Origin of the sequence: Streptomyces acidiscabies, assembly GCF_020010905.1 — a bacterium.
Lineage (GTDB): Bacteria > Actinomycetota > Actinomycetes > Streptomycetales > Streptomycetaceae > Streptomyces > Streptomyces acidiscabies.
In genome coordinates this window covers 3,185,106-3,205,198 of sequence record NZ_JAGJBY010000002.1, presented here as the reverse complement: position 1 = coordinate 3,205,198, position 20,093 = coordinate 3,185,106, and the positions used below count along the sequence as shown (strand labels likewise).

The 20,093-nt window shown below is 71.0% G+C and carries 22 protein-coding genes; 8 read left to right on the top strand and 14 right to left on the bottom strand.

Going from position 1 to position 20,093, the window contains the following annotated elements; all coding sequences use genetic code 11:
- Positions 1-103: 103 nt before the first annotated feature.
- Positions 104-1,036 carry a helix-turn-helix domain-containing protein gene (locus J8M50_RS40675; protein ID WP_010356758.1) on the top strand — a complete coding sequence of 311 codons (933 nt, stop codon included), beginning with the start codon at positions 104-106 and terminating at the stop codon, positions 1,034-1,036.
- Here the strand turns inward: J8M50_RS40675 and J8M50_RS40670 are convergent.
- From J8M50_RS40670 to J8M50_RS40650, 5 genes are all read right to left on the bottom strand, one after another.
- Positions 945-1,478, bottom strand: a complete 534-nt coding sequence (locus tag J8M50_RS40670; RefSeq protein WP_010356757.1) for a GNAT family N-acetyltransferase — start codon at positions 1,476-1,478, stop codon at positions 945-947. The two genes, J8M50_RS40675 and J8M50_RS40670, sit on opposite strands and share 92 nt — an antisense overlap.
- A gap of 92 nt (positions 1,479-1,570) precedes the next feature.
- Positions 1,571-2,467 carry a sugar phosphate isomerase/epimerase family protein gene (locus J8M50_RS40665; protein ID WP_010356755.1) on the bottom strand — a complete coding sequence of 299 codons (897 nt, stop codon included), beginning with the start codon at positions 2,465-2,467 and terminating at the stop codon, positions 1,571-1,573.
- Positions 2,464-3,336 carry an ATP-binding cassette domain-containing protein gene (locus J8M50_RS40660; protein WP_010356754.1) on the bottom strand — a complete coding sequence of 291 codons (873 nt, stop codon included), beginning with the start codon at positions 3,334-3,336 and terminating at the stop codon, positions 2,464-2,466. Before J8M50_RS40660 ends, J8M50_RS40665 begins: the two co-directional genes overlap by 4 nt.
- A gap of 5 nt (positions 3,337-3,341) precedes the next feature.
- Complete coding sequence (locus J8M50_RS40655; protein ID WP_010356752.1) at positions 3,342-4,391, bottom strand: ABC transporter permease; 1,050 nt, start codon at positions 4,389-4,391, stop codon at positions 3,342-3,344.
- On the bottom strand, positions 4,391-5,413 hold the full coding sequence (locus J8M50_RS40650) for a sugar ABC transporter substrate-binding protein (RefSeq protein ID WP_029184253.1): 1,023 nt from the start codon (positions 5,411-5,413) through the stop codon (positions 4,391-4,393). The genes J8M50_RS40655 and J8M50_RS40650 overlap by 1 nt, the downstream gene beginning before the upstream one ends.
- A gap of 207 nt (positions 5,414-5,620) precedes the next feature.
- Between J8M50_RS40650 and J8M50_RS40645 the strand changes: the two genes are divergently transcribed.
- On the top strand, positions 5,621-6,406 hold the full coding sequence (locus J8M50_RS40645; protein ID WP_010356750.1) for a GntR family transcriptional regulator: 786 nt from the start codon (positions 5,621-5,623) through the stop codon (positions 6,404-6,406).
- On the opposite strand, the gene J8M50_RS40640 is transcribed toward J8M50_RS40645, so the two are convergent.
- The 3 genes from J8M50_RS40640 to J8M50_RS40630 all read right to left on the bottom strand — a co-directional run bounded on the left by J8M50_RS40640 (position 6,403) and on the right by J8M50_RS40630 (position 9,037).
- Positions 6,403-7,161 carry an SDR family NAD(P)-dependent oxidoreductase gene (locus tag J8M50_RS40640; RefSeq protein WP_010356748.1) on the bottom strand — a complete coding sequence of 253 codons (759 nt, stop codon included), beginning with the start codon at positions 7,159-7,161 and terminating at the stop codon, positions 6,403-6,405. The genes J8M50_RS40645 and J8M50_RS40640 overlap by 4 nt on opposite strands.
- 2 nt (positions 7,162-7,163) lie before the next feature.
- Positions 7,164-8,342 (bottom strand): acyl-CoA dehydrogenase family protein, encoded by a 1,179-nt coding sequence (locus tag J8M50_RS40635; RefSeq protein ID WP_010356747.1) that lies wholly within the window; start codon positions 8,340-8,342, stop codon positions 7,164-7,166.
- Between the two features lie 122 nt (positions 8,343-8,464).
- Positions 8,465-9,037, bottom strand: a complete 573-nt coding sequence (locus J8M50_RS40630) for a TetR/AcrR family transcriptional regulator (protein ID WP_010356745.1) — start codon at positions 9,035-9,037, stop codon at positions 8,465-8,467.
- Positions 9,038-9,214: 177 nt separating this feature from the next.
- On the opposite strand from J8M50_RS40630, the gene J8M50_RS40625 reads away from it, so the two are divergent.
- The 3 genes from J8M50_RS40625 (at position 9,215) to J8M50_RS40615 (ending at position 12,841) form a co-directional block, all read left to right on the top strand.
- The gene (locus tag J8M50_RS40625) at positions 9,215-10,546 is read left to right on the top strand and encodes a gluconate:H+ symporter (RefSeq protein ID WP_010356744.1); all 1,332 of its coding nucleotides are present in this window, start codon (positions 9,215-9,217) and stop codon (positions 10,544-10,546) included.
- Positions 10,547-10,593: 47 nt separating this feature from the next.
- Positions 10,594-11,925 (top strand): enolase C-terminal domain-like protein, encoded by a 1,332-nt coding sequence (locus tag J8M50_RS40620; protein ID WP_010356743.1) that lies wholly within the window; start codon positions 10,594-10,596, stop codon positions 11,923-11,925.
- A 109-nt stretch (positions 11,926-12,034) separates the two neighbouring features.
- Positions 12,035-12,841, top strand: a complete 807-nt coding sequence (locus J8M50_RS40615) for an SAM-dependent methyltransferase (RefSeq protein ID WP_010356741.1) — start codon at positions 12,035-12,037, stop codon at positions 12,839-12,841.
- 443 nt (positions 12,842-13,284) lie between these two features.
- Here the strand turns inward: J8M50_RS40615 and J8M50_RS40610 are convergent, their stop codons facing one another.
- The 5 genes from J8M50_RS40610 to J8M50_RS40590 all read right to left on the bottom strand — a co-directional run bounded on the left by J8M50_RS40610 (position 13,285) and on the right by J8M50_RS40590 (position 16,958).
- Positions 13,285-13,890 carry a 3'-5' exonuclease gene (locus tag J8M50_RS40610; RefSeq protein WP_010356739.1) on the bottom strand — a complete coding sequence of 202 codons (606 nt, stop codon included), beginning with the start codon at positions 13,888-13,890 and terminating at the stop codon, positions 13,285-13,287.
- Between the two features lie 61 nt (positions 13,891-13,951).
- Positions 13,952-14,506, bottom strand: a complete 555-nt coding sequence (locus J8M50_RS40605; protein ID WP_010356738.1) for a Uma2 family endonuclease — start codon at positions 14,504-14,506, stop codon at positions 13,952-13,954.
- Between the two features lie 204 nt (positions 14,507-14,710).
- Complete coding sequence (locus J8M50_RS40600; RefSeq protein ID WP_202950057.1) at positions 14,711-14,977, bottom strand: alpha/beta hydrolase; 267 nt, start codon at positions 14,975-14,977, stop codon at positions 14,711-14,713.
- Positions 14,974-15,222 carry an alpha/beta hydrolase fold domain-containing protein gene (locus tag J8M50_RS49875; protein ID WP_010356735.1) on the bottom strand — a complete coding sequence of 83 codons (249 nt, stop codon included), beginning with the start codon at positions 15,220-15,222 and terminating at the stop codon, positions 14,974-14,976. Before J8M50_RS49875 ends, J8M50_RS40600 begins: the two co-directional genes overlap by 4 nt.
- Before the next feature lie 302 nt (positions 15,223-15,524).
- The gene (locus tag J8M50_RS40590) at positions 15,525-16,958 is read right to left on the bottom strand and encodes an MFS transporter (RefSeq protein ID WP_010356732.1); all 1,434 of its coding nucleotides are present in this window, start codon (positions 16,956-16,958) and stop codon (positions 15,525-15,527) included.
- Positions 16,959-17,048: 90 nt separating this feature from the next.
- Between J8M50_RS40590 and J8M50_RS40585 the strand changes: the two genes are divergently transcribed.
- The 3 genes from J8M50_RS40585 to J8M50_RS40575 are packed head-to-tail and all read left to right on the top strand — an operon-like array spanning position 17,049 to position 18,382.
- Positions 17,049-17,792, top strand: a complete 744-nt coding sequence (locus J8M50_RS40585) for a TetR/AcrR family transcriptional regulator (protein WP_040837486.1) — start codon at positions 17,049-17,051, stop codon at positions 17,790-17,792.
- 43 nt (positions 17,793-17,835) lie between these two features.
- Positions 17,836-18,057, top strand: a complete 222-nt coding sequence (locus J8M50_RS40580) for a hypothetical protein (RefSeq protein WP_223786403.1) — start codon at positions 17,836-17,838, stop codon at positions 18,055-18,057.
- Positions 18,041-18,382, top strand: coding sequence for an ArsR/SmtB family transcription factor (locus tag J8M50_RS40575; protein ID WP_010356727.1), 342 nt, complete (start codon positions 18,041-18,043; stop codon positions 18,380-18,382). Before J8M50_RS40580 ends, J8M50_RS40575 begins: the two co-directional genes overlap by 17 nt.
- Here the strand turns inward: J8M50_RS40575 and J8M50_RS40570 are convergent.
- Positions 18,369-20,054, bottom strand: a complete 1,686-nt coding sequence (locus J8M50_RS40570) for a SulP family inorganic anion transporter (protein ID WP_010356726.1) — start codon at positions 20,052-20,054, stop codon at positions 18,369-18,371. The genes J8M50_RS40575 and J8M50_RS40570 overlap by 14 nt on opposite strands.
- Positions 20,055-20,093 lie beyond the last annotated feature (39 nt).

The following is a 20,093-nucleotide window of genomic DNA, read 5'->3' as shown; positions in this document are numbered from 1 at the left end:
GCGTACGACGGTGCTGCCGGCACCGCCCACCAGCCATCCCCGCCTCATGGGTACCCCTCACAGGGGCACCCGCCGACGCCCCCTCCCCGCCTACGCTCGACGCATGGAACTGGAGACCCTCGGCACCTACCTCAGGACCCGCCGGGACCGCGTCACCCCCGCCGACGCCGGACTGCACACCTACGGCACCGTCCGCCGCGTCCCGGGCCTGCGCCGCGAGGAGTTGGCCCACCTCGCCGGTGTGAGCGTCGGTTACTACACGAGGCTGGAGCAGAACCAGGCGGGCACGGCGTCCGAGCAGGTCCTGGAGGCACTCGCCCGGGTGCTGCGGCTGGACCCCGCCGAGGCGGCACACCTGCGCAACCTCGCCCGGGGAAGGGCCGGTTCACAGCAGCGGCGGCTGAAGCGTCCCGCCCCGGAGACACCCCACCCCCGGGTCCTGGCCCTCCTCGCGTCCCTGGGCGACCGCACCCCCGCCGTGATCCTCGGCCGCCGGGGAGACATCCTCGCCTGGAACCGCACGGGCCACGCCCTGGTCGCCGAACACACCGCCTTCGACGCGCCGCACGACCCCGCCCGACGCCCGTCCGTCCCGAGGATGTTCTTCCTCGACCCCCACACCCGGGCCCTGCACCGCAACTGGACCGACCTCGCCCGCGTTCACGTCGCCTACCTCCGCCTCACCGCGGGCCGCCACCCCACGGACGCCCGCCTCGCGGAACTGATCGGCGAACTCGCCATGCACAGCCGGGAGTTCGCCGAGCTGTGGGCCCAGGGCGAGGTGGCCGACTGCACGGTCGGCACGATGCGGCTGCGCCACCCGGGCGTCGGCGACCTCGACGTGGACTACCAGGTCTGGCTCCAGCCCGAGAGCCCCGACCACCGGCTGGAGATCTACACGCCGAACGACCCGGCGTCAGCGGACGCGTTGAGCCTGCTGAGCATCAACTCCGGGCCCGTACATGCAGATGCCCGTCCAGTGGATACGTCGGCGGATGCGCGGGCAGCGTCGCTTCGAGGCCGTACCCGCACTTGACCGCGACCCGGCAGGACGCCGCGTTGTCCACCTGGTGGATCAACTCCAGGCGTGCCAGGGAGTCGTAGCGGGAGAGGGCCCACTCCGTGAGGGCCAGCAGGGCGTTCGGGGCGACGCCTCGCCCCCGGGCCGCAGCAGCCGTCCAGTAGCCGACTTCGGCGACCGCGACCGCCGAACGCCTCAGGACCACGTGCCCGAGGATCTCGTCCCCCACGACGGCGAAGGCGAGGCGCTCCCCGCTCTCCCATCCGCGCCGCTGCTCGTCGATCCAACGCCCGGCGTCGGACGGGTCGTTGACGTCGAGGCTCGTCCAGCGTCGTAGCGCGGAGTCCTGGGCCGCGACCAGCAGAGCCGGGGCGTCGGACGGCTGCCAGGGCCGCAGCGACAGCGCGGAAGCCGGCCCCGAGGAGCCGGCTTCCAGCGGTATGACGATCTTGTCCATGCCGGCAGGGTAAATCGCCGAGGCCGGGCCGGCCCAACGCAGCCCCGCCCAGAGCCCGGCGCAGCCCCGCCCGCGAACTCACCCTCCCGCGCTCACGCCCCGCACGACCGCAGGAACTGCCGCGTCCGCACAGCGATCGGCAGCGGCTTGTCCGGCGCGCACGGGTACATGTCCTGCTCGACGATCGCGAACAGCTCGACGCCGAGCCGTTGAGCGGCCTCCAGCACAGGCCCCAACTCCGGTACCCCGGAGGGAGGTTCACACATCACACCCTGCGCGACGGCGGGCCCGAACGGCGTCCCCTTGGCCTGGACGTCGGCGAGGATCTCGGGGTCGACCTGCTTGAGGTGCAGGTACCCGATCCGCTCCCCGTACGTCTCGATCAGCTTGACGCTGTCGCCGCCGCAGTACGCGTAATGCCCGGTGTCCAGGCAGAGGTTGACGAGTTCACCGTCGGTCGAGTCGAGGAACCGCTCGACGTGGTCCTCGGTGTCGAGGTGCGTGTCGGCGTGCGGGTGGACGACGATGTCGAGCCCGTACGTCTCCTTGACCTCGTGCCCGAGCCGTTCCATGCCCTTCGTGAGGTGGGCCCACTGGGCGGCGGTCAGCTCGGCGGGTTCGAGGAGTTCGGCGGTCTTGTCGTCGCGCCAGAAGGAGGGGATGACGACGAGGTGCTCCGCGCCCATCGCCTGCGTGAGCGCGGCGACCTGGCTGACGTGCTCCCAGGTCGCCTCCCACACGGAGGGCCCTCGGTGCATGCCGGTGAAGACGGTCCCGGCGGACACCTTCAGCCCCCGCGCGGCCACCTCCTCCGCGAGCCGCACGGGGTCGGTGGGGAGATAGCCGTAGGGCCCCAACTCGATCCAGGAGTACCCGGCTTCGGCGACCTCGTCCAGGAACCGTTCCCACGGCACCTGCGCCGGATCGTCGGGGAACCAGACGCCCCAGGAGTCGGGAGCGGACCCGACCCGGATACGGTCCAGCGTCACGTCCCCTCCCCCACGCTGTCCGGCAGCTCGTCCACGTCCACGCCCCGGACCTGTGCCAACTCGTGCTTGAGGGCCGCGAGTTCGGCGCCACCGGCCATGTGGTTGGTCAGCTCCTCAAGGCTGACCTCGCTCCGGGCGGCGCTCAACTCCAGGGTTCCCAGGCGCAGTACGCTGAAGTGGTCGCCGACCATGTAGGCGTGGTGGGGGTTGTGGGTGATGAAGATGACCCCGAGTCCCCGGTCCCGGGCGGCGGCGATGTACTTGAGCACCACCCCGGACTGCTTCACCCCGAGCGCGGCGGTCGGCTCGTCCAGAATCAGCACCCGGGCCCCGAAGTACACGGCCCGCGCGATGGCGACACACTGCCGCTGACCACCGGACAACGTACCGATCGGCTGCTCCAGGTCGTCGAGGATGATCCCCATGTTCCGCAGCTCGGCATCCGCGGTCTTCTTCATCTGCTCGATGTCCAGCCGCCGTACGGGCCAGGGACCCTTGGTCATCTCGGAGCCGAGGAAGAAGTTCCGCCACACCGGCATCAGCGGCACGGTGGCGAGGTCCTGGTAGACGGTGGCGATGCCCCGCGCGAGAGCGTCGCGGGGGGTCGAGAACCTCACCGCCTCCCCGTCGACGAGGAACTCCCCCTCCGTGTGCTGGTGGAGCCCGGAGACTATCTTGATGAGCGTGGACTTCCCGGCCCCGTTGTCCCCGAGGACGCAGGTCACCTTGCCGGGGTGCACGGCGAGGGAAACCCCGTGCAGGGCACGGATGTTGCCGTACGACTTGCCCGCCCCGCGCAGTTCGACGATCGCGCCGCTCCCGGGGGGCGTGTCCTGGAGGATCGCCCCGTGTGTTCCTTCGGTCGTCATGGAAGTCACCTCCGGGTGGCCGTGCGCTGGATCCACAGGTTGATGAGGACGGCGCCGAGGAGCATGACGCCGAGGAAGGCCTTGAACCAGTCGGGGTTCCAGCCGGCGTAGACGATGCCCTGCTGGACCATGCCGAACATGAAGGCGCCGAAGACCGGGCCGATGGCCGAGCCGGCGCCGCCGGTGAGCAGACAGCCGCCGATGACGGCCGCCGCGATGTAGATCAGCTCCTGCCCGACGCCCTCGCCGGACTGCACGGTGTTGAAGGAGAACAGGTTGTGCATGCCGATGAACCAGGCGCCGAACCCGACGGCCATGAAGAGGGTGATCTTCGTGAAGTTCACCGGGACGCCGACGGCGCGGGCGGACTCCTTGTTGCCGCCGACGGCGAAGACCCAGTTGCCGTACTTGGTGCGCAGCAGCACCCAGGTGGCCAGGGCGGCGAACACGAGCCACCACACGACCGTGATCTTCACCTGGACGCCGCCGACGTCGAAGGACGACGCGAAGACCTTGCGGGCCTGGTCGAAGCCGTCCATGTCGCTGATGTCGTCGGTCGCGACGTTGTCCGTGACCAGCTTCGTCACCGCGAGGTTGACGCCCTGGAGGATCAGGAACGTCCCCAAGGTCACCAGGAAGCTGGGCAGTCCGGTCTTCACGACCATCCAGCCGTTGAAGAACCCCACCGCGAGGGAGACGATCAGCGCGACGACCACACCGACCCACACGTTCATGGTGAGCTGGTAGCTGAGCATGGACGCGGTGAGCGCGGAGGAGATGACCGCGACGCCGGACGAGAGGTCGAACTCGCCGCCGATCATCAGCAGCGCGACCGGCAGGGCCATGATCCCGATGGTCGACGACTGGTAGAGGACCGTCGCCATCGAGCCGCCGTCACGCAGCGTGGGCGCCGCGATCAGGAAGAAGACGAACACGGCCGCCGCGCCGAGGAACACACCGACTTCGGGGCGCGCCAGCACCCGTACGACGACGGGCCGTTCGGCCGTGCGCCCGTCCTTGTCCTGTGCGGGGGGCGCCAGTTGGGCCGTACTCATCACCGCGTCCCCTTCGCCGCGTACTCGGCGACCTTCTCGACGTTGGTCTTGTCGACGAAGGCGGGACCGGTCAGCACGGCCTGCTCGCCGCCGCCGCTGGAGTTGCCGTTGTTCTTGTAGAGCCACAGTCCGTCGACGGCCAAGTAGCCCTGGAGGTAAGGCTGCTGGTCGACGGCGAACTCGATGGTGCCGGACTGGACCGCCTTGACGAGGTCCTTGTTGAGGTCGAAGGTCGCGACCTTCGCCTTGGACCCGGCCTCGGAGACCGACTTGACGGCGGCCAGCGCGAAGGGCGCGCCGAGGGTGACGACGTGGTCGATGCCGGTGTCCTGGCGGAGCTTGGCGGTGATCGTCGACTGGACGGACGGCATGTCGGTGCCGTTGACGTTGAGGATCTCGGTCGTCCCCGTGAACGTCTTCTTGAGGCCGTCGCAGCGCTGGGTGAGGCCGACGTTGCCCTGTTCCTGGATGACGCAGACGACCTTCTTCGCGCCGTCGGTGTTGAGGCGGCTGCCGAACGCCTCGCCCGCGACGGACTCGTCCTGGCCGAAGAATTCGAGGAGGCCGAGCTTCTTCCAGTCGCTGAGGCCGGAGTTGAGGCCGACGACGGGTATCCCAGCGGTCTTCGCCTTGGCGATGACGCTCTTCAGCGCGTCGGGCTTGGCGAGGGTGACGGCGATGCCGTCGACCTTCTGGTCGATGCCGTTCTGCACCAGGTTGGCCTGGTTGCCGGCGATCGGGTCGTGGGAGTAGATCAGCTCGATGTTGTCCTTCTGGGCCGCGGCCTCGGCGCCCTTGCGGACGGTGTCCCAGAAGGTGTCGCCGGGGGCGGCGTGGGTGACGAAGGCGACCTTCATCCGGGCGGTGGTGGCCTTGCCGGCGGAGGCGCCGGACGAGGCGTCCTCCTGGGCCTTCTTGCCGCCGGAACTGCTGGAGCACCCCGCGACGGTCAGTGCCGCGGCGGCGGCGAGGGCCACGAGCGGGACGAATCTACGGGAGCGGGCTGACGTTGCACTGTCCATCTTTCCGGCACCTCACTGTGCGGGACGCTGCGCTGTTGGGACGGGATCAAACCCCTTGCCGAACCCGGCGTCAATACTTTGTTAAGACATCATTTCAGTAACAGGTCCAAATGTAAGAACAAATCATTGACAGAGGAGACTGCCGGGACCTACACCTGAGGAACGCACACTCCGGAGCCGATCTCTACCCCCGAGGAGGTGCCTCGCATGCCGAAGACCGGTGAGCGGGCCCGTCCCGTGTCCGCCTCCGCGCTGGACGCGGTGCACTTCGCACTGGACCGGGGCAGCCCCGTCCCGCTGTACTACCAGCTCGCCCAGCAGCTGGAGTCGGCGATCGAGCACGGCGCGCTCGCCCCGGGCAACCTCCTCGGCAACGAGATCGACCTCTCCACCCGCCTCGGCCTCTCCCGCCCCACGGTCCGCCAGGCGATCCAGTCGCTCGTCGACAAGGGGCTCCTGGTGCGCCGCAGAGGCGTCGGTACGCAGGTCGTGCACAGCCAGGTGAAGCGCCCCCTCGAACTCAGCAGCCTGTACGACGACCTCGCGGCGGCCGGCCAGGGCCCCACCACGGTCGTCGTCCACAACGAGACCGTCCCGGCACCGGCCGACGTCGCCGCCGCCCTCTCCGTCCCCGAGGGCAGCGAGGTCACCCACATCGAACGCCTCCGCGCGACCCACGGCCAGCCGGTGGCCCGCCTCTCCAACTACCTCCCCCCGAACCTCCTGGACCTCTCCACCCCCCACCTGGAATCCACCGGCCTCTACACCATGTTCCGCACGGCCGGCATCACCCTCCACAGCGCCCACCAGACGATCGGCGCCCGCGCGGCAACTCCGGAGGAGGCAAAGCTCCTTGAGGAGAACGCGGGCGCCGCACTACTGACGATGCAACGCACGGCGTACGACGACACGGGCCGAGCGGTGGAGTACGGGACGCACATCTACCGCGCGTCCCGGTACGCGTTCGACTTCCAGCTCCTCGTACGCGCTTAACGCGGCGCCATCCTGAGCGCCCCGTCCATCCTGATCGTCTCCCCGTTCAGGTAGTCGTGGTCCACGATCATCAGCGCCAGCTTCGCGTACTCCTCCGGCGAAGCGAACCGGTGCGGGAACGGCACCCCCGCCGCCAGCGACGTACGGAACTCCTCCGAGACCGTCCCCATCATCGGCGTGTCGACGATGCCCGGCGCGATCGTGCACACCCGGATCCCGTACTGCGCGAGGTCCCGCGCGGCGGGCAGCGTGAGCCCGACGACGCCCCCCTTGGACGACGCGTACGCGGCCTGCCCCACCTGCCCGTCGTACGCGGCGATGGACGCGGTATTGACGATGACCCCGCGCTGCCCGTCCGCGTCCGCCTCGGTCTGCGCGATGGCCTCGGACGCGAGCGCCAGCACGTTGAACGTCCCGACCAGGTTGATCTGGATCACCTTCGCGTAGAGCGCGAGATCGTGGACCCCCTTCTTGCCCAGGATCCGCATGGACGGCCCGATCCCGGCGCAGTTGACGACGGCCCGCAGCGGCAGACCCTCCCCGGACGCGACGGCGACGGCGGCGGCCACCTGCTCGGGGTCGGTGACGTCGGCGGGGACGTACGTCACCCCGGCCACCTCGGGCGCGCCGTCGATCGAGGACTTCAGGTCGACGGCGAACACCCGCGCCCCGGCCTGTGCGAACGCCTTCGCGGTGGCGGCACCGAGTCCGGACGCCCCGCCCGTGACGAGCGCGGCGGTGTCGGCGAGCTGCATCTTCACTCCTTGCCGAGGACGGTGAGCGCACCGCCCTCGCTCCGGTCGAGCGCACGGGAGATGACCATGCGCTGGATCTGGTTGGTTCCTTCGAAGATCTGCATGACCTTGGCCTCGCGCATGTACCGCTCGACGGGGAAGTCCCGCGTGTAGCCGTACCCACCGAGGACCTGGACCGCGTCGGTGGTCACCTTCATCGCGTTGTCGGTGGCGACGAGCTTGGCGATGGACGCCTCGCTGGTGAACGGCAGCCCCTGGTCCTTGAGCCGCGCGGCGGCCAGCGTCGTCGCGCGCGCGGACTCGACGGCGGCCCCCATGTCCGCGAGGACGAACGCGAGCCCCTGGTGCTCGATGATCGGCTTCCCGAACGTCTCGCGCTCGCGCGCGTACCGCACGGCGTGGTCGAGAGCCCCCTGCGCGAGGCCGGTGGCGACGGCGGCGATCCCGAGGCGTCCGCAGTCCAGCGAGGCGAGCGCGATCCGCAAACCCTGGCCCTCCTCCCCGATCCGCCGCGAGACCGGTACGCGGACGTCGTCGAACCGCATCGTCGCGGTCGCCGACCCGGTCAGCCCCATCTTCCGCTCCGGCGGATCGGCGCTCAGCCCCGGGGTGCCGGCCGGGACGAGGAAGCAGGAGATGCCGTGCGTGCGGTCCTCGGACGTGCGCGCCATGACGGTGTAGAAATCGGCGTAACCGCCGTGCGTGGTCCAGGCCTTGGCGCCGTTGATGACGTACTCGTCCCCCTCGCGCACCGCGCGCGTCCGCATCGCCGCCGGGTCGGAGCCCGCGTGCGGCTCGGAGAGGCAGTACGCGCCCAGCAGCTCCCCGCCGAGCAGCTCGGGCAGCCACTCGGCGCGCTGCCCGTCCGTCCCGAACCGGGCCAGCGGGAAGCAGGACAGGGCGTGGACGGAGATCCCGACGGCGACGCTCGACCAGACGGCGGCGACCTCTTCGAGAACCTGGAGGTACACCTCGTACGGCTGTCCCGCCCCGCCGTCCTCCTCGGCGAACGGCAGCCCGAGCAGCCCGCTGCGGCCGAGCGTGCGGAACACGTCCCTCGGGAACTCCGCCTCCGCCTCGGCGTCGGCGACGCGCGGCGTCAGCTCCTTCGCGGCGAGCATCCGCGTGAGCCGGACCAGGTCGAGGGCTTCCTCGGTGGGCAGGGCGCGAGTGGCGGGCACGGGGGCCTCCCGAGGAACGGAAACGATACTGGAACGAGTACCTGCGTATCATCCACAGTACGCCAGCGGGGCCGACGACGACAGGGGTCCAGCCCTTCCGGCAAAGATCAGGTAATACGCTGTTACGACGACACCGCGTGCACGATCAGCGAAGCGAGTTGCTCGTACGCCTCCGCGTCCGACAACCCCGTACGCGCCTTCAGCTCGCCCCCCTGGATCTGCCGCATGGTCGCCGCCGCCACCTCCCCCACGAACCCGGCGTGCACATCCCTGAACGCGCCGTGCGCGACCCCGTCGGCGATCAGCTGCCGCACCCGCTCCGACGCCCACCGCGTGTTCGCCTCGTACACCTCGCGGGCGGGCGGGAAATGAGCCACGTCGTCGACGAACCGCCGCGACAGGGGCCGGAGTTGCTCGGCGACGGCCGTCAGGTACACGCGCACCCGGTCGGCGGGGTCGGCGGTCTGCACGACCCGCTTCTCGACCGCCTCGGTGGCCCCCCGGAAGTAGTGCTTCACGGCCTCGACGACCAACCCCTGCTTGCTGCGCGCCAGTTGGTACAGCGTCGTCTTGGAGCACCGCAGCCGCTCGGCGAGGTCGTCCAGCGTGAGATCGGCGAACCCCTCCGCCGTGACCAGCGCGACGAGGCGTTCCAGCAGGTCCGCCTGGCGGGCGGTGCGGCGAGCGGAGGGCATGATCCCAGCGTAGTCCAGAAGTGACCGGCGGGTAGGGAGGGCGCGAGCGAACCGTTTCCATCCCGTCCGTGCACGCTCATTGATAACTCCCGTCCACATACTTAACCTCTGTCTCAGGACATAGACAGAACAGACAGGACATCGTCAGCGTCTCCTCCATGGACAGGGGAACCGCACATGCCGCTCGTGGTCGTCGGGATCAGCGTCCTGGTCCTCCTGTTCCTCATGACGAGGCTCAAACTCAACGGATTCGCCGCGCTCCTGCTGGTCGCGGTCGGGGTCGCGCTGGTCAGAGGCATCCCCGTGGCGACGATCCCGGACGTCCTCGCGGACGGCCTCGGCGGGCAGATCGGCGACACGATGCTGACGATCGGGCTCGGCGCGATGGTCGGCCGGGTGATGGGCGACTCAGGCGCCGCGCAGCGGATCGCGGGGCGCCTGCTGGAGGTGTGCGGCCCGCGCTGGGTACAGGTCGCGATGGTGCTGACGGCGATGCTGATCGGCGTCACGATGTTCTACGAGGTCGCGTTCGTGATCATCGTGCCGGTGGCGTTCACCCTGGTCAGAGTGACCGGCGTGAACCTGCTGTGGGTGGGGCTGCCGATGTCGATCGCGCTGTCGACGATGCACAGCTTCCTGCCCCCGCACCCGGGCCCGACGGCGGTCGCCGCGACGTTCCACGCGTCCGTCGGACTCACCCTGTTCTACGGCCTGTTCATCGCCGTCCCGATCGGCGCGGCCATCGCCCTGATCTGGCCCCGGCTGCCGTTCGTGCGCGCGATGAACCCGGCCGTGCCGACGGGGCTGGTCAGCGACAAGGTCTTCGAGGAGGACGAACTCCCGGGCCTCGCCTGGTCGTTGGCGGTCGCGCTGCTGCCCGTCGTCCTCATCGCGGGCGCCGCCGTCACCGACATGGCCACCGACGCGGAGACGGGCCTCGTGCACACCGTCGAGTTCATCGGCTCCGCGCCGGTCGCCCTGCTGCTCACGCTGCTCGTGGCGATCTGGGCGTTCGGGCCGCGCATCGGGCGCAGCCTGGAGGAGGTCAGCGCGTCCTGCCGGGGCGCCGCGCAGGCGATGGCGATGATCCTGCTGGTGATCGGCGCGGGCGGCGCGTTCAAGCAGGTCCTGGTGGAGGGCGGGATATCCGACTACATCAAGGACGCCACCGACGGCTGGTCGATCTCGCCGATCATCCTCGCGTGGCTGGTCGCCGCGATCCTGCGGGTCGCGCTCGGCTCGGCGACGGTCGCCGTCGTCACCGCCTCCGGCGTCGTGCTCCCGCTGGTCGCGGGCAGCGGCGTGCACGCCGAGATCATGGTCCTCGCGGTGTCCTGCGGCTCGATCGCGTTCTCCCATGTGAACGATCCGGGGTTCTGGATGTTCAAGGAGTACTTCAACCTGTCGGTGGTCCAGGCGATCAAGGCGCGGACGACCTATACGACGGTCCTGGCGATCCTGGGCCTGGGGGGAACGCTGTTGCTGGAACTCGTCCTGGACACCCTCTGACTCACTCCGACTCTCTCCGGCTCCCTCTGGCTCACGTAAGGAACCCCATGCCCCAGCCCGTCGTCACCCGCTACTCCGTGCACCCTGTCGCGGGCCACGACTCGATGCTCCTCAACCTGTCCGGCGCCCACGCGCCTTTCTTCACCCGCAACGTCCTGGTCGTCGAGGACTCCTCCGGCCACGTCGGCCTCGGCGAGGTCCCCGGCGGCGAGGCCATCACCCGTACCCTGCGCGACGCCGAACACCTCGTCGTCGGCGCGGAGTTGGGTGACTACAAGCGCGTCCTGCGCGCCGTCTCCGAGACCTTCGCGGGACGCGACGCGCACGGCCGCGGTGAGCAGACCTTCGACCTGCGCACGACCGTCCACGCCGTCACGGCGATCGAGTCGGCGCTCCTGGATCTCCTCGGACGGCATCTGGAGGTGCCCGTCGCGGCCCTCCTCGGCGACGGCAAGCAGCGCGACGCCGTACGGGTCCTCGGCTACCTCTTCTACGTCGGCGACCCGGACCGCACCGATCTGCCGTACGTCCGGGAGAAGGACGCGGACGTCGAGTGGTACCGCGTCCGCCGCGAGGAGGCGCTCATGCCGGAGGCGATCGTGCGGCAGGCCGAGGCGGCGTACGAGCGGTACGGGTTCCGGGACTTCAAGCTGAAGGGGGGTGTGCTGGCGGGAGACCAAGAGGTCGCCGCCGTACGGGAGTTGAAGGCGCGGTTCCCCGAGGCGCGGATCACCCTCGATCCCAACGGCGCCTGGTCGCTGGCGGAGGCGGTCGAGCTGTGCCGTCCGCTGCGGGGGACGCTCGCGTACGCCGAGGACCCGTGCGGCGCCGAGGACGGGTTCTCGGGGCGGGAGATCCTCGCGGAGTTCCGCCGGGCGACCGGGCTGCCGACGGCCACGAACATGATCGCCACCGACTGGCGCCAGCTCACCCATGCCCTCACGCTCGGGTCGGTCGACATCCCGCTGGCCGACCCGCACTTCTGGACGATGTCCGGCTCGGTGCGGGTCGCGCAGCTCTGCAACTCCCTGGGCCTGACGTGGGGTTGCCACTCCAACAACCACTTCGACATCTCGCTCGCGATGATGGCCCACTGCGGCGCCGCCGCGCCCGGCGTGTACAACGCCCTGGACACGCACTGGATCTGGCAGGAGGGCCTGGAACGCCTCACCGTTCAGCCGCCGCGCATCGTCGCCGGTGAGGTCGCGGTGACGGACGCGCCCGGTCTCGGCGTGACGCTCGACCGGGATCGACTCGCCGCCGCCGAGGCGCTGTACGCGGAGCACTCGCTCGCGGGGCGCGACGACGCCGTAGGGATGCGGTACTTGGTCCCGGAGTGGACGTTCGACGCCAAACGCCCCTGCCTGGTGCGGAGTTGACCGTACGGTAACCCGGCGCCGGGCACCGTTCTCCGCGTGCCAAGATGATGTTCCGCAAGTCATCCCGCGCCCGGCTCTGCGAAGCCGACCGCCAGGACGGAGCCCGCCCATGACCGCACACCCGCCGAAGATCGACACAAGCCGTCCGCACCCGGCGCGGATGTACGACTACTTCCTCGGCGGCAAGGACAACTACCCGGTCGACCAGGAGGCCGCGGAACGCTTCATCGCGGCGGCCCCCGAGGTCCGGGTCGCCGTCCGCGCGAACCGTGCCTTCATGCGGCGGGCCGTGCGGCATGTGGTGGGCGAGGGCGGTATCCGGCAGATCCTGGACATCGGCACGGGCCTGCCGACCGAGCCGAACGTCCACCAGATCGCCCGCGAGATCGCGCCGGAGACGCGGGTCGCGTACGTCGACAACGACCCGATCGTCGGCACCCACTCGATGGCCCTGCTGGACGACGACGAGGGCATCTCCGTCGTCCTCGCGGACCTGCGCGACCCGCGCGCGATCCTGGACCACCCGGACGTCCGCAAGGTCATCGACCTCGACGAGCCGGTGGCCCTCCTCCTGGTAGCGGTCCTGCACTTCATCCAGGACGAGGAGGACCCCACGACCTTGATGTCGACCCTCCTGGACGCCCTCCCCACCGGCTCCTACCTCGTCCTCACCCACGCCACGGTCGACTTCCACGAGGACCGCCGCGAAGACGCGGTAGCCATCTACAAAAACGCCTCGGCAACGATGAACCCCCGCCCGCACGCCCGCGTCCTGGAGTTCTTCGACGGCTTCACGCTCCTGGAACCGGGCGTGGTGGCGGTCCCGAACTGGCGCCCGGACGGCACGGACGAGACGCCGGACCCGAGCCTGCCGCCGATCGGGTTCTACGGGGGTGTGGGACGCAAGGACGCGTAGGCCTCCGGCGGTTCGGGCCGTGGTCGCGGGGGTTGGCCGGTGTGGCGTCGGGGGCGACGAGGCTCGGGCCACAGTCGCGGAAGCCAGCCGGCGTGGCATTGAGGGCGACGACGGTCGGACAGGCACGGGCCACGATCACGGGAGCCGGCCGGCGTGGCGTCGGGAGCGACGAGGGTCGGACAGGCACAGGCCACGATCGCGGAAGCCGGCCGGCGTGGCGTCGGGAGCGACGAGGGTCGGACAGGCACAGGCCACGATCACGGAAGCCGGCCGGCGTGGCGTCGGGAGCGACGAGGGTCGCGGTGGCCGACCCACGCATCCGCCGGGCCGGTCCCCCGGCCGCGCCCCGCGCTGCCAGCGCACCTCGCCACACCCCGCACCTCACGCCGTCGGCGCACCCCGCCGCGCCCCGCGCTGTCGGCGTACCCCGCCGCGCCCCCGCCTCACCCCGTCGGCGTACCCCGCCAGGCAGCCCCCTCGCCCGGCCACGCCCCCCGCCCCACCAGGTCGAGAACCAGCGCCGCGATGTTCCACGCGTCGTCCTCACCCCGGTGGTGCCGTCCCTCCAACGGCAGCCCGGCGATCTGGAGCGCCTGGGCCATGCCGGGTTTCCTGCGCAGCCCGTACGCCTCGGCGAACACGGCCTTCGCGTTGGTGTGCGTGCGCTCGGTCGGGTACCCGAACGGATAGGCCACCCCATCGGCCTGGCTCTGCCGCGCGAACTGCCGCCGGTCGTACTCGCCCCAACTCGCCCAGGGCCGCTCCCCACCGCCGTACTCCTCGACGAGCACCCGGCACGCCTCGGCGAAGGAAACCCCCCTCGCCACCTCGTCCTGCGTAAGCCCGGTCAGCTCGGTACAAAATGCGCTCACCCTGGACCGGACGGGCCGGACCAGAATCCGATGCCGGGACACCCGGGTCCGGGCCACCACATCCACCACGGTGAGCCCGACCTCGATGACCTCGCTCACGGAACCGGGAGGCGGCTGCCCGTCCCAGCAAGTGGCCTCCAGGTCGATGACGTTGAGGAGGACGGATTCGGGACGCATGGGGCCGAGGGCAGGGATACGACCCAGGCCCCGGCACCCCGTTTTCCCCGGCGGTGCGGAGTCAGATCCGGGCGAGGTCGATCTCCACGGGGAAAGGTGCCACGGCCTTGACGGTGCCGGTGAAGACGTCGCCGTCCCGGTAGGTCCTGGTCGCGGGATCAAGGACGTACGTATAGACGAGCGGGACACCGGTCGCGGCCTGCTCGACGCTCCAGTAGAAGGCGATGCCCGACTTGGCGTACTGGTCGGTCTTGACGACCCGGTCGGTGGTCTCCGAGCCCGGCGAGACCACCTCCACGACCAGGAGGACGTGTTCGGGACGGGTGGGGGTGATGTCGATCGTGTCCGCGCGGTACACGACGACGTCCGGGCGGCGGTTGGTGAGGGGGATGTCCTGGAGCCGGACGTCGAAGTCGGTATCGGCGTTCCAGACCGGCCCACCGGCAGTGTCCAGGGCGTTGGCCAGATGTCGAGCCAAGCGGGTGTGGCGTTTGGACGCGCTGGGAATCGTTACGGCCGTCCCCTCCACGATCTCGATCCCCACGCACTGTTCCTCGGTCCAGGAGTCGTACGCATCTGCCGTGATCGGCGCGCGCATCCACGTGGGGGTTGTCATGACGTACCTCCTGGACACCGGGCGCGGCCCCGCAGGGCTCAACCTACCGTCCCGCGTTCCCCGCCAAGGTCCGCCGAAGTCGGTACGCCAATGCGGACGTGAGACTGTCAGCAGGGCACTGACCGACCGTCGGCGAGGAGGCCGCCATTCCTGTTCCCCGCCCCGTACGAGGTGCCCTCGATCGCGATGCCAGAGCTGCCCGCCTCAGCCACCCCGCCCGTGCCGGACGTGGCCCGCGATGAACCGGCCCGCCTCCGCGTCGAGTTCGAGGTTCTCCGGTGCGCCCCCGAAACCTCCGTGCGGCATGGCCTCCCCGATGTGGAGTTCCGCGTGGACGCCGGACGAGCGGAGTTTGCGGTGCATGCGGACCGTGTTGGAGAGGAACAGGTCGCGGGTCCCGGACTGGAGGTAGGTGGGCGGGAGGTGGTCGACGCCGGACAGGGTGCGGAAGGTGTCGCCGGACTCCGTCAGGTCGACCTCGGGGCTGCGGCGGGCATCGGCAGCCCCTCGTCGTACGCCCGTACCAGCAGCGCGGCGGCGATGTTGCCGCCCGCCGAGCCGCCGCCGACCACGATGTCGTGCGGTGCACGCACCTCAAGGAGGCGGCGGTAGACGGTGATCGCGTCGTCGAGGGCGGCCGGGAAGGGGTGGTCGGGCGGCATGCGGTGGTCGACGGCGTGGGTTTCGAGGCCGCTGTACGCCGCGGCACAGGGCACCGGCGCCGAAGATGAGGGCGCCGCCGTGGAAGTACAGGTGGACGGGCTCGCCACCGGCGCCGGGGCGTACGACGTGGACGCGGACCCCGTCGACGTCGTACCCGGACGACGGCTCGCTCGGCCCGGCCTTCCCGGCGTTCCACGTGTCGACGAGCATCCGCCACCCGGCATGGTCGTCGGCATCGGGGAACCGGAGGTCGACCCGGGGCGCCCGCAGGCCGCGTACGGCTTCGTCGCTGAGCCCGGACGGAGGCGGGAATTCGGCGCGCATGGTGTGGTCCTCGTCGTCGATGGTTCGTCGGTCAGGCCGAGGCGGTGGCCCGGCGGGTACGGCGCACGGCCCAGCCGAGCAGCCCCGCGGAGGCGAGCGTGAGGACGGTCCCGGACACGGTGACCGCCTCGTGGAACTGGCCCGCCTGCGCTGCCGTCCAGTGCCCCGCCGTGACGTTCCCTGCGAAGACCGCCGCGAGTACGGTGCCGACCGTGGCGACCCCGGCGGCAGCGGTGACCTCGGCCGCCGTGTCGATGAGCGCCGCCCCCGTGGACGTCCGGTCGGCGGGAAGGCCGTTGAGGACGTTGACGCCCGCCGCCGCGCCGACGACACGCATCCCGGCGGCGACGAACACCAGCGAGAGAGCCACCCACGGATAGCCGAGGCGCCCGGACAGGGTGTAGACCGCGAGCCCGGCGACGACGGACGCGGCGCTGATCCAGGCGGCCCGGTCGATGCCGACCCGCCCGACGAACCGGTGCACGAAAGGGCCCCCGGCGATCAGGACGACGACCTGCGGCAACATCCCGAGCGAAGCCAGCCCCGGCGACCACCCCCAGTCAAGCTGCAACTGGAGCGTGACCAGGTACGCCAGCCCCGCATTCGCGAGCCCCGCAGCCGCCTTGTACGCCAGCCCGCCGGACACCTGGGGCCGGGCGACGAGCGAGAGGTCGAGCAGCGGATACGCGACGGACCGCTGACGCCTCACGAACAGGAACCCGGCGACGAAGGCACCGCCGACAGCACCCCACGCCCACACCCCAGCCCCGAACTCCACGAACAAGCTGGGCGCGACAAGAACCAGCACCACCGCACCCGTACCGAGCACCCCACCCGGCAGATCCACCGGCGCCCGATGCAACTCCCCGGCATCATCAGCCGGCACCCCGGCCCGAATACCGACGACCGCGAGCACCACGATCGGCACGTTCACCAACAGCAGGACCTGCCAAGGGGCGAAGGACAGCACGAACCCCCCGACCGTCGGCCCGATCGCGAGCCCCACCATCCCGACCGTCGAGATCAGCGTGATCGCCCGGACCCGCAGCCCCTCGTCCTCGAACAGCCGAAAAGCCATCGCCATGGTCCCCGGCGTGGTCATCGCGGCGGCGAGCCCCATCACCGCGCGGACGGCGATCAGCTCACCGGTACTGGTGACGGCGGCCGTCGCGAGGCTGGCGACACCGAGCAGAACCAGCCCGGCGATCATCACGCGCCGCCGTCCGAGCCGGTCCGCGAGGACGCCGAACACGAGCATGAGGCCGCCGAAGACGACGGAGTAACCGTTCGTGACCCATTGCAGGGCGACGGTCGGGGCGTCCAGTTCACGCCCGATGGTGGGCAGGGCGACGTTGAGGACGGTGTTGCTCATCATCTCGAACAGGAAGACGGCCGAGAGGCCGACGAGGGCGAGGCGGGCCTCGCGGAGGGAGCGGAAGGTGGGCTCCCGGGCGGTGGTGGTCATGGCGCTCCTCAAAGGACAACGAACAGTGTTCCACTGACGAACACTGTTCTACGCAAGGAACGACGTTCGAGTCAAGCTATGCTGACCCCCGTGACGAACAAGAGCGCCGCAGACCGGGACGACTGGGCCGCGAAGATCGCCGCCCTCGACAAGCCGGACCAGCCCCCCGGAAAACCCCCGATCACCGTCGCCCGGATCATGACCGAGGCGTTCCGCCTCATCGAGGCCGACGGCTACGAGGCCCTGACGATGCGCAAGGTCGCCGCCGCGCTCCAGACCGGCCCGGCCTCGCTGTACGCCCACGTACGCAACAAGGCCGAACTGGACGAACTCCTGATCAGCGAGGTCTGCGCCAGGATCCCCGTACCGCAGCCGGACCCCGCCCGCTGGACCGAGCAGATGCTGGACGTCTGCCGGGCCCTGCGCGACGAATACCTCCGCTACCCCGGGATCTCCCGCGCCGCCCTGGCCGCCGCCCCCAACAGCCTCGACGCGCTGCGCCTGAGCGAAGGCATGCTCGGCATCCTGCTGGCCGCCGGAGTGACCCCCCGATCCGCCGCGTGGGCGATCGACGCCGCGTTCCTCTACGTCTCGGCGTACTGCTTCGAGGTCTCCCTGCGCCACGACCCCGCGACCGGCACCGACCAGCGCGTCCTGGACCGCGCCGCCCTCGCCGACCGCTACCGCCTGCTCCCCGCCGACCGCTTCCCCAACACGGTCGCCCACCTCGACGAACTGACCTCGGGCGAGGGCCACGAACGCTTCGAGTTCACCCTGACCGCACTGCTCGGAGGGCTCGGACCGGAGCAGCCGCGACCCGCCGAACTCCCGTGATTCTCAGTACACTTAACCGTTGCGGACTTGCTGAATTCATCAGTTGGCCGAGCACGCGGATCGTGGAGGGGTCGTCCTGGTGGGTGGGTTCGCGAAGGCGTTGCGGGAGCGGGTGCGGGCGGCGCGGGCGCGGGTCGCGGCGGCGGTCCGGGAGGGGGACGCGTACGAGCGGGCGGTCGCGGAGGACGAGCTGGACGACGCCCTGCGGATCGCGCGGGCGCACGGCGTGAGCGTGGAGGAGGACACCGATGGTCCCTCTGTATGAGGCGAAGGCCGACCTGTTCCGGATGCTCGGCCACCCCGTACGCATCCGCGTCCTGGAACTCCTCCTGGACGGCCCCCAGCCGGTACGGGACCTCCTCGCCCGGATCGAGGTCGAACCGTCGACCCTCTCCCAGCACCTCGCGGTCCTGCGCCGCTCCGGCATCGTGACGGCGACGCGCACGGGCTCGACGGTGACGTACGAGCTGGCGGGCGGCGACGTCGCCGCGCTCCTGGCCGCCGCCCGCCGCATCCTGACGACCCTGCTGACGGACCGCCAGGGCCTGCTGGCCGAACTGCGCGCGACGGAAGCCGTCAGGCCTGGCTGAGCCGGAACCCGGTGACCCCGGTCCGTACGAGGTGGGCGCGGGCGGCGTGGATCGCCTCGGGGGTGCTGGGGTGGTCGTGTACGGGGTCGAGGGCGCCCACGGATTCCAGGACCTGGCGCTGGCCGGGCCGTACGCCGGAGGTATGGACGGCGATGCCGCGCCGGCGCAGCTTGTCGACGGCGTCCTTGAGGACGAGGGCGCCGGTGGCGTCCATGGTGGTCACGCGGGACATGCGCAGGATGACGACGCGGACGTCGGCGACCTCGGTCAGCTCGAGCAGGAACCGGTGGGCGGCGGCGAAGAAGAGGGGCCCGTCGATGCGGTAGGCGACGATGTGCTCGGCGAGCAGGGCGTGTTCCTCGGCGGTGTGGTCGCCCCGGTCGAGGGGGACCTCGTCGAGGCGGGCCTGGAGGGCGACGGCGCGCAGGGCGAGGGCGCCCGCGACGGCGAGGCCGATGACGACCGCGTACACGAGGTCGAGGGCGAGGGTCGCGGCGGCGGTCAGGACGAGTATCGCGGCGTCGGAGCGGGTCGCCCTGGCCATCGCCTTGAGGGAGCCGACCTCGACCATCCGGACCGCGGTCGCGAGCAGCACCCCGGCGAGTGCGGCCAGCGGGATCTTGGAGACGAGGGGTGCGGCGGCGAAGACGATCAGTGCGAGGACGGCCGCGTGGGTGAGGGCGGCGAGGCGGGAGGCGGCGCCGGTGCGGACGTTGACCGCCGTGCGGGCGATGGCGCCGGTCGCGGGGACGCCGCCGAACAGCGGGGCGGCGATGTTCGCGAGGCCCTGGCCGAACAGCTCCCGGTCCGGGTCGTGCTGTTGGCCGACGGTCATGCCGTCCGCGACGGACGCCGACAGCAGCGACTCCAGCGCGGCCAGCGCCGCGACCGCGACGGCCGGGGCGAGCAGGGTGCCGAGCGCGCCGGGGTCGAGGAAGGCGAGGGAGGGTGCGGGGAGCCCGGCGGGCAGGTCGCCGATGGGGTGAGCCGCGTCGAGGTGGGCGAAGTGGGCCACGGCGGTCGCGGCGGCCACCGCGACGAGGGAGAAGGGGACGGTGGGCCGCCACCGGGCGCCGGCCAGCATCAGGGCGGCCACGGACACGGCGAGAGCGAGGGCGGTCCAGTTCGGCGCCTTCGCGAACTCCCCGGCCGCGCGCCAGGCGACGACGAGGACACGGTCGCCGTCCGGTTTGGGTACGCCCAGCGCGTTGGGTATCTGCTGGAGGCCGATCACGCAGGCGATCCCGAGCGTGAACCCCTCGACCACGGGCGCGGGGATGTACCGCATGTACCGGCCCGCCCGCAGCCCGGCCAGCACGACCAGCATCACGCCGGCCATGAGCCCGACCGTGAGGACACCGCCCGGACCGTACTCGCCGACGATCGGCACCAGCACGACCGTCATCGCGCCGGTCGGGCCCGACACCTGGAGGTTCGAGCCGCCGAAGACCGCGGCCAGCGCACCCGCGATCACCGCCGTCGCGAGCCCCGCCTCGGCACCGAGCCCGGAGGACACCCCGAACCCGAGAGCGAGAGGCAGCGCGACGACCGCGACCGTCAGCCCGGCGAGGAGGTCACGACGCGGGTCGCGGCGTATCTGCTCCAGGTCCGTACGCGAAGGCAACAGCGAGGCGAGCCGCGCGACGGCCCTCCGGTACAGCGGAACGGACACGGCTGCCTTCCCATGGTCGGTCCCCGGCACACCTGCGAG

Excerpts from the sequence above, each read along its gene's own strand:
- J8M50_RS40605 (WP_010356738.1), bottom strand. The coding sequence starts at position 14,506 with ATGACAACCCCCACGTGGATGCGCGCGCCGATCACGGCAGATGCGTAC.
- J8M50_RS40660 (WP_010356754.1), bottom strand. The coding sequence starts at position 3,336 with ATGACGACCGAAGGAACACACGGGGCGATCCTCCAGGACACGCCCCCC.
- J8M50_RS40675 (WP_010356758.1), top strand. The coding sequence starts at position 104 with ATGGAACTGGAGACCCTCGGCACCTACCTCAGGACCCGCCGGGACCGC.
- J8M50_RS40640 (WP_010356748.1), bottom strand. The coding sequence starts at position 7,161 with ATGCAGCTCGCCGACACCGCCGCGCTCGTCACGGGCGGGGCGTCCGGA.
- J8M50_RS40630 (WP_010356745.1), bottom strand. The coding sequence starts at position 9,037 with ATGCCCTCCGCTCGCCGCACCGCCCGCCAGGCGGACCTGCTGGAACGC.
- J8M50_RS40620 (WP_010356743.1), top strand. The coding sequence starts at position 10,594 with ATGCCCCAGCCCGTCGTCACCCGCTACTCCGTGCACCCTGTCGCGGGC.
- J8M50_RS40575 (WP_010356727.1), top strand. The coding sequence starts at position 18,041 with ATGGTCCCTCTGTATGAGGCGAAGGCCGACCTGTTCCGGATGCTCGGC.
- J8M50_RS40610 (WP_010356739.1), bottom strand. The coding sequence starts at position 13,890 with ATGCGTCCCGAATCCGTCCTCCTCAACGTCATCGACCTGGAGGCCACT.
- J8M50_RS40645 (WP_010356750.1), top strand. The coding sequence starts at position 5,621 with ATGCCGAAGACCGGTGAGCGGGCCCGTCCCGTGTCCGCCTCCGCGCTG.
- J8M50_RS40590 (WP_010356732.1), bottom strand. The coding sequence starts at position 16,958 with ATGACCACCACCGCCCGGGAGCCCACCTTCCGCTCCCTCCGCGAGGCC.
- J8M50_RS40650 (WP_029184253.1), bottom strand. The coding sequence starts at position 5,413 with ATGGACAGTGCAACGTCAGCCCGCTCCCGTAGATTCGTCCCGCTCGTG.
- J8M50_RS40655 (WP_010356752.1), bottom strand. The coding sequence starts at position 4,391 with ATGAGTACGGCCCAACTGGCGCCCCCCGCACAGGACAAGGACGGGCGC.
- J8M50_RS40670 (WP_010356757.1), bottom strand. The coding sequence starts at position 1,478 with ATGGACAAGATCGTCATACCGCTGGAAGCCGGCTCCTCGGGGCCGGCT.
- J8M50_RS40615 (WP_010356741.1), top strand. The coding sequence starts at position 12,035 with ATGACCGCACACCCGCCGAAGATCGACACAAGCCGTCCGCACCCGGCG.
- J8M50_RS40625 (WP_010356744.1), top strand. The coding sequence starts at position 9,215 with ATGCCGCTCGTGGTCGTCGGGATCAGCGTCCTGGTCCTCCTGTTCCTC.